Source organism: Pedobacter sp. (genome assembly GCF_045628745.1).
In the GTDB taxonomy this organism is placed as follows: Bacteria; Bacteroidota; Bacteroidia; order Sphingobacteriales; family Sphingobacteriaceae; genus Pedobacter.
The window spans coordinates 1-6,680 of the sequence record NZ_JAZQPU010000328.1 but is presented as its reverse complement, the minus strand read 5'-3'; the positions used below and the strand labels follow the sequence as shown (position 1 = coordinate 6,680).

Genomic DNA, 6,680 nt, shown 5'->3' with positions numbered 1-6,680 from the left:
ATGCAATATAAGGCCGGCACCTAATCATCATTTTTTCAATATTAAATTAAATTATATGGCTATCAATTTATTGGTATTCGACTCACATCCTGTACAATATCGTGTACCGATCTGGCAAGCAATGGAAAAAATTCATCCGGGGTCTATACATGTCGTATATGGTTCTGATTGTACAATTCAGGGTTTTGCCGACCATGAGTTTGGAATTACTTTCGCCTGGGATGTTCCTATGCTAGCGGGCTATCCGAGTACTATTCTTAATTGTGTGAAGGGTAAACCTTTAGCGGGCTGGGGCTCTCTTACAGGAAAGGGAGTGAAAGAAATGATCAGTCAGTTAGCACCCTCTGCCGTTTTGTTAACAGGTCTTAATTTTAGGTTTGATTTAACGGCATACCTGGAAGCGCGCCGACAAGGTATTCCTGTATGGCTACGTTGTGAAACCCAGGACCATGCTTTTCGCCGTTCTAAATTAAAAACCATTGTTCGTTCTTTAATTTATAAAAGTGCTTACCTGTTCCTGAATCGTGTGTTTTATATTGGCGAATTAAATAAAAGGCATTACCTCAAACACCATGTTAACCCCATTAAACTGAAGCCTGCACGTTATGGAACAGAGGATAAGTTTGCCGAAATTAAAAGTGAAGATAAATTACGCTTAAGAAGCTATACCAGAAAGGCTGCTGGGGCAGTGTCAAATGCCTTTGTCATTGGATTTTCCGGTAAATTAATACCTAAGAAAAACCCCGAGCTACTCTTCTATATGCTAGACTATTTACCTGCAGAAGTAAGGGCAAGAACGCACTTGTACTTTGTGGGAAGTGGTGAGCTCCTGGAGCCATTGCAGCATTTGGCCACTACAGCCTTAAAGAAATATGGTGTAAAGACTTTCTTTGCCGGTTTCATCAATCAATCGCAATTACCGGCTCATTACCTGGCTATGGATATTATGGTTCTTCCTTCCCGTAAGATGGGCGAAACCTGGGGGCTGGTAGCCAATGAAGCAATGCAGGCAGGCTGCGGGGTGGTGGTGAGTAATGCCGTGGGCTGCAGTGCCGATTTTTATGCCTGGGAAAGATTTAGGGTTTTTAAAAATGGTGATGCTTTAAGCCTTGCGGGAAAAGTAGCCAGTTTATCTCACTATCCACGGGAATTTGAATGGGCAAAAAGTAAACTCCAGTCCTATTCTATTAAAGCTACCGCAGACAGCTTGTTGAATGAATTAAAGCTAATCAAATAATATAGTATTCGCCGCTCAACCTTCCATTTAATGAATATTGTTATTTTCTCTAACCCGGATTTTTTTGGCAACCAAAAAAGACCGCTCTTTCCAGTATGCCCCGTTATACCAATATGCTCGCTGAGGGAATGATTCAACATTGGGCATCAAGTCACTATTTGGGCTCCAAAATCTACATTATTCAATTTTCCTGTAAAAGGAACCTTAAAAAAATGGTTAGTTTACATAGATCAATATGTTGTTTTTCCGGCACAAGTTAAGCGTCGTTTAAAAAGCTGCTCATCTGAAACATTATTTGTTTTCCACGACCAGGCGCAAGACCAATGGATACCACTTGTTCAGCGTAGAGCACACGTTATGCATTGTCACGATTTCCTGGCTCAATGGTCTGCCCATGGGAAAATAAGAGAAAACAAAACCACAAACGAAGCTCCAATGACTGAAGTAGCTGGTAAGGCGGGATTCCTGATTCCACGCAGGCCTTTTGATGATACAGCTTATTGGGCGGGTAACGCTGCACAGGTTATTCAAAATATAATGACTCTGTCTGCCCATGAGCGTAGAAAAATTGTAGACGCTTTCCTTAAAAATGTTAAAAAATTCAATGCTGAAGATGCATTAAATCAAATCGAACTGATCTACACTAAAATAGCGGCATCCTATGATCACTATCTTTTAAACTATAATCCCATTATTGAAGCAGACTGGGCAGATCCAGTAGTCCAGCTTCAACGGATTTTGAAAAATCCAGAGCACTGGCAGCACCTCATTGAGAAAAACTACAATACAGTGTGCAATATGTTTCATCATAAAAATGCTGTAGCGCAAATAGACACACTTATTAAAAAGCAGTTCATCCATTAATTATTCGACTAATGAAATTACTTCATGTTATCCCCACTTTAGATCCGCAGGCAGGGGGAATGTCTCAGGCTATAAAAACAATGGTTAGTGGTCTGTGTGCGCAAAAAGTACAAAGCGAAGTACTCAGTTTTGATGAACCTGATGCTGTTTATTTACAAGATGTTTCTGTTCCAATACATGCGTTAGGATCTGGAAGTGGCCCATGGAACTATAATCAGAAAATTATGGTCTGGCTACTGGAAAACTTAAGCAAATATGATGTGGTCATCAATCATGGTTTATGGTGCTACCAGGGTTATGCCCTTACAAAAGCCATGAAGCAGTTGAAAGAGCTACATCCAGGAAATACCGTCCCAAGGCTGTTTGTGATGCCACATGGAATGCTGGATCCCTACTTTCAGCTGGCTAAGGATCGGAAATATAAAGCCTGGCGCAATTGGGTATATTGGAAACTAATTGAAAAAAGGTTAATTCATGCTGCGGAAGGATTATTGTTTACTTGTGAAGAGGAACTGATTAAGGGGCCCTTTAAACCATTCATGCCTAAACAATCGTTAGTTGTAGGATTAGGGGTGGACCGACCTCCAAAGTACACGGCTGCTATGAAGATGTCGTTCGAGAAAAAAGTCCCCGGATTAAAGAATAGTTCTTATCTGCTTTTTCTAAGCAGAATTCATGAAAAAAAGGGGATTGATCTATTGATTACCGCTTATGAAAAGGCATTAATGGGTGGTGTAACTTTAGCAAAACTCGTTATTGCCGGTCCAGGATTGGATACGCCTTATGGAAAAAAAATTCAGTTAAAAGTTTTTAATGATATCCTGCTGCGGCGCAACGTTATTTTCTCAGGCATGGTTTCCGGGGCAGCCAAATGGGGCGCTTTTTACGGTTGTGAAGCCTTTATTCTTCCTAGCCATCAGGAAAATTTTGGTGTTGCCGTAGTGGAAGCCTTAAGCTGTGGAAAGCCTGTGCTGATCTCCAACCAGGTAAATATTTGGAGAGAGATTAAAAGGGAGGGTGGTTGTTATGTTGATGACGATACTGTTGAAGGAACCAGCAGACTTCTGCTCCAATGGAAGCAAACTTCTCCTGCGCAGAAAGAACTGCTCAGTGAGAACGCTATAAAAGCCTTTAACAAATATTTTTCTACCGCCTATGCAGCAAAAAGACTTTTTGCTGCCATCAACTAAACATTTTCAATAATCATACCATGGAAACTGCAGAAGTATTGTACACAGACCTTTCCACATTTACCAATGGGAGCTATAATCCGGGCAAGAGGTGGCGCATCATCAGCTGGTATTTCATTAACTACTTTGTTTTTAATAGTGCACTTCCCTGGCCTTATCAGTGGAAATTAAGAATCCTGCACTCCTTTGGCGCGCAGGTGGGCAAAGGACTTGTTATTAAAACAAAAGTAAGGATAAAATACCCATGGCATTTAACCATAGGTGACCATTGTTGGATCGGGGAATCCGTATGGATAGATAACCTGAGCAAGGTAACCATAGGCAATAATGTGTGCATTTCACAGGGTGCAATGCTACTGACGGGAAACCATGATTATTCTCAGCCAAACTTCGCCTTCCGCTTGGGTAATATAGAAATTGAAGATGGCGTATGGATAGGTGCTAAATCTATCGTTTGTCCGGGTGTGAGTTGCAAAACGCATGCTGTGCTCACGGTAAATTCTGTAGCCACTAAAAATCTAGATCGCTGGTCTATTTACGCTGGGAACCCTGCCCGTAAAATCCGGGACAGAAAAATGCACAGTTAATCATCCTTAATTTTTATCATAACATGACCTCTCAACCTTCAATTTCTATTATTACCCCTGTATGGAATGGTCTCCCTTTTATAAAGGAATGCATTGATTCGGTATTATCTCAGGATCATGCCTGCTGGGAAATGCTGATCAGTGATAACTGTTCCACAGATGGAACGCGTGCCTACCTGGATACCCTGAAAGACCCAAGAATTAAAATCTTTAAACAAGAATCAAATCTTGGCATTAATAAATGCTATTCTCGATTGCAGCATGAATGATCATTCTGAAGAAACCCGTTTATCAAGGTTATATGCAGAACGATTTTCTTGATAAACAAAATATACTTAATGAATTAATGGGTCAGCTTGAAAGTGCAAAGTTACCAAGGATGCATGTTCTTGCTACCTAAAACGCCCTTTAGCCTGTTAGATTCCACCATCTACTAAAGGCTATAAATCACAGGTCTTTTTTTTAAGAAAACACAGATCATCTTATACTTCAATATCACAACTTATGTCATTGCTATCTGTCATCAAACAAGATTTGGCTGTTAATCAAATCATCACCATGAAATTAAAAAATAAATTCATTTATACCATTTCTCTATTAGTCATTTTACTCTTCATCTCCGAGACTTTTTTAAGAACCTACCTGGGTTTTTGTCATGCTGTACTTGTAAGGGAAGACCCTAATTATGAGTATATCAGCGCCGCAAATCAGCATGTCTATAGGTTCCGTAAAAATGTGTTTTATAACGAACAATCGATGCGAAGTCCTTCAATAGACAGTAACAGCATTCATATTTTAGGCTTTGGAGATTCTTTGATTAATGGGGGAGTACTCACTGATCAGGATTCTTTGGCCACTACAAAGCTGACCACGGCCTTATCAGAAATCTACGGCAAAAAAGTACAGTTTTTAAACATTTCTGCTGGAAGCTGGGGCCCTGATAATTGTTATGCCTACCTGGAGCAACATGGTGCCTTTGCTGCCGAAAAGATTTATTTATTTGTAAGTTCTCATGATGCCCATGACAACATGAGGTTTGAAAAAGTGGTGGGTATTTCGAAAGATCATCAAGATAAACAGTATAAAATCGCCTTATTTGAATTGCTTGACCGTTATGTTATTCCTATATTAAAAGGTAAACTTCTAAAACCATCTCAGGATATTGATAAACAACCCCTTTCAAAAGAATTTAACCCTGGTTTTGAAAAGTTTGCAGCTTATTCAAAGATCCACCACATTCCACTTGTAATTTATTTGCATGCGGAAATTACAGAAATGCAGGCTGGAAAATACAATCAACAAGGGCAGGGAATTATTCAATTTGCAAAGGATAACCATATTGATCTCCTGATGGATATTGAACAGGTAAAAGAAAATGATTATTCAGATCAAATTCACTTAAATGAACATGGGCAGGGCACCATCACTGCTGCAGTATTAAAGGAATATGCTAGGGTAAATGACCCTCGGTTTGCAATTATCAGGCATTGAAAAATTTATAAAGTAGCTGGAGCTCTGTTGATGAAATCTACCAATAAAGGAGCAAGCGCATCATGAATGGGCTTCTCAGGACTATTATAAGTTTCCAGGTTTAGGGTACGGTCAACTGGAGCGGCTTTCAAAACATGGTTCATACCTTCCACTAACTTCAAGGTTGCTTTAGGGTTTGCTTTTGCCAGTTGTTTAGCCTCCTCAATGCCAACCTGAAGGTCTGTTGTACCACCTATCACTAAAACAGGAATTTTCATTTTACTCATCTCTTTACTCGCATCATATTTCAGTGTTGAGCGCAGGTAAGCTTGGGTTGCTGGAGAAAAGAGGTCAGCTAAAGAGGAAGGTAATTTTCTGTTCACTATTTTCCCTCCCTTTAAACTGTCAATAATTTCCGTTGTCGTTTTATAATCTTCCGGACTGGCCAAAGTTTTCAATTGTTTTTTTAGGATGTCGGCCATATTGGTAGCGTAACCTGATAGAGAAATAAAGGCCGTAGGTGTAGTTTTTAAAGAAGACACTAAACCAATGATGGCACCTTCGCTATGGCCAAGCACAATGACCTTTGAAAATCTGTCGTCAGCTTGTAACTTGGTAATCAGTAGTTGCGCATCGTTTATGAAATCGTCTAAAGCTATTTGTGGTGACTGGTGTGCAGCACTGCTTTTTCCTACGCCTCTTTTATCATAACGCAGCGTTGCAATTCCTTGTGCGGCCAGTGCCTTTGCCAACATTAAAAAAGAGTTTGATTTTAATGCTTGTCCCTGGTTCATATTCCTGTCTGTTGGCCCTGAACCCCCAATCATTAAAACTACAGGTACTTTTCCTGTATGTTGTGGCAATAGCAAAGTGCCATATAAGGTGCCGATGGTATTGTTAATTGAGAAATTGTCTTTACTTTCAAGCTCAACAGGGTCATTGACCGCTGCTTTAACCTGCTTTTGATGGATGCCTGCAATTAAATTATCCTTTACGATGAGCGCCATTTCAACTATAGGTTTTTCAAAGCTTAACCTGTATTCATTAAAGGTATTTGCAGGTGAGCCATTATATCCGCTTTTCACAATCTCTCCCAATTGCCCCTTCAGCTGGGTTAACATTTGTCTTGTTCCCTCAATTTTAAGTGCCGCTTTCATTTCTGGTGAAAATAACCCAAAAATACTATCGGCCTGATTGGCTTTATAAAAGCCAATAAATTTAGTTACCGTAGCATTGTGTTCTGTCTGTGCTTTTGCAACCAATAAACTGCAGAAGAAGAGGAGCGTAAGGAATAGTTTTTTCATGAATATTTAAAATAATAAAGATATAAAA

Annotated in this window: 7 protein-coding genes; 6 read left to right on the top strand and 1 reads right to left on the bottom strand. The window is 39.8% G+C overall.

The genetic code is table 11. From position 1 onward, the window contains the following. From ACR2F7_RS12145 to ACR2F7_RS12120, 6 genes are all read left to right on the top strand, one after another. Positions 1-1,237: glycosyltransferase (locus ACR2F7_RS12145; RefSeq protein WP_432713827.1), on the top strand; the 1,237-nt coding region annotated here is incomplete at its 5' end. Positions 1,238-1,594: 357 nt separating this feature from the next. Beyond that, entirely contained in the window at positions 1,595-2,101 is a 507-nt protein-coding gene (locus ACR2F7_RS12140) for a hypothetical protein (RefSeq protein WP_432713826.1), read from the top strand. A gap of 11 nt (positions 2,102-2,112) precedes the next feature. Beyond that, on the top strand, positions 2,113-3,291 hold the full coding sequence (locus ACR2F7_RS12135; protein WP_432713825.1) for a glycosyltransferase: 1,179 nt from the start codon (positions 2,113-2,115) through the stop codon (positions 3,289-3,291). A 20-nt stretch (positions 3,292-3,311) separates the two neighbouring features. Beyond that, the gene (locus tag ACR2F7_RS12130; RefSeq protein WP_432713824.1) at positions 3,312-3,878 is read left to right on the top strand and encodes a WcaF family extracellular polysaccharide biosynthesis acetyltransferase; all 567 of its coding nucleotides are present in this window, start codon (positions 3,312-3,314) and stop codon (positions 3,876-3,878) included. A gap of 23 nt (positions 3,879-3,901) precedes the next feature. Further along, the gene (locus tag ACR2F7_RS12125) at positions 3,902-4,147 is read left to right on the top strand and encodes a glycosyltransferase family 2 protein (protein WP_432713823.1); all 246 of its coding nucleotides are present in this window, start codon (positions 3,902-3,904) and stop codon (positions 4,145-4,147) included. A gap of 235 nt (positions 4,148-4,382) precedes the next feature. After that, complete coding sequence (locus tag ACR2F7_RS12120; protein WP_432713822.1) at positions 4,383-5,369, top strand: hypothetical protein; 987 nt, start codon at positions 4,383-4,385, stop codon at positions 5,367-5,369. 5 nt (positions 5,370-5,374) lie between these two features. Here ACR2F7_RS12120 and ACR2F7_RS12115 read toward each other — a convergent pair whose 3' ends face one another. Further along, positions 5,375-6,652 (bottom strand): alpha/beta fold hydrolase, encoded by a 1,278-nt coding sequence (locus ACR2F7_RS12115; RefSeq protein ID WP_432713821.1) that lies wholly within the window; start codon positions 6,650-6,652, stop codon positions 5,375-5,377. Between the last annotated feature and the right edge of the window lie 28 nt (positions 6,653-6,680).

Excerpts from the sequence above, each read along its gene's own strand:
- ACR2F7_RS12140 (WP_432713826.1), top strand. The coding sequence starts at position 1,595 with ATGCATTGTCACGATTTCCTGGCTCAATGGTCTGCCCATGGGAAAATA.
- ACR2F7_RS12135 (WP_432713825.1), top strand. The coding sequence starts at position 2,113 with ATGAAATTACTTCATGTTATCCCCACTTTAGATCCGCAGGCAGGGGGA.
- ACR2F7_RS12130 (WP_432713824.1), top strand. The coding sequence starts at position 3,312 with ATGGAAACTGCAGAAGTATTGTACACAGACCTTTCCACATTTACCAAT.
- ACR2F7_RS12125 (WP_432713823.1), top strand. The coding sequence starts at position 3,902 with ATGACCTCTCAACCTTCAATTTCTATTATTACCCCTGTATGGAATGGT.
- ACR2F7_RS12120 (WP_432713822.1), top strand. The coding sequence starts at position 4,383 with ATGTCATTGCTATCTGTCATCAAACAAGATTTGGCTGTTAATCAAATC.
- ACR2F7_RS12115 (WP_432713821.1), bottom strand. The coding sequence starts at position 6,652 with ATGAAAAAACTATTCCTTACGCTCCTCTTCTTCTGCAGTTTATTGGTT.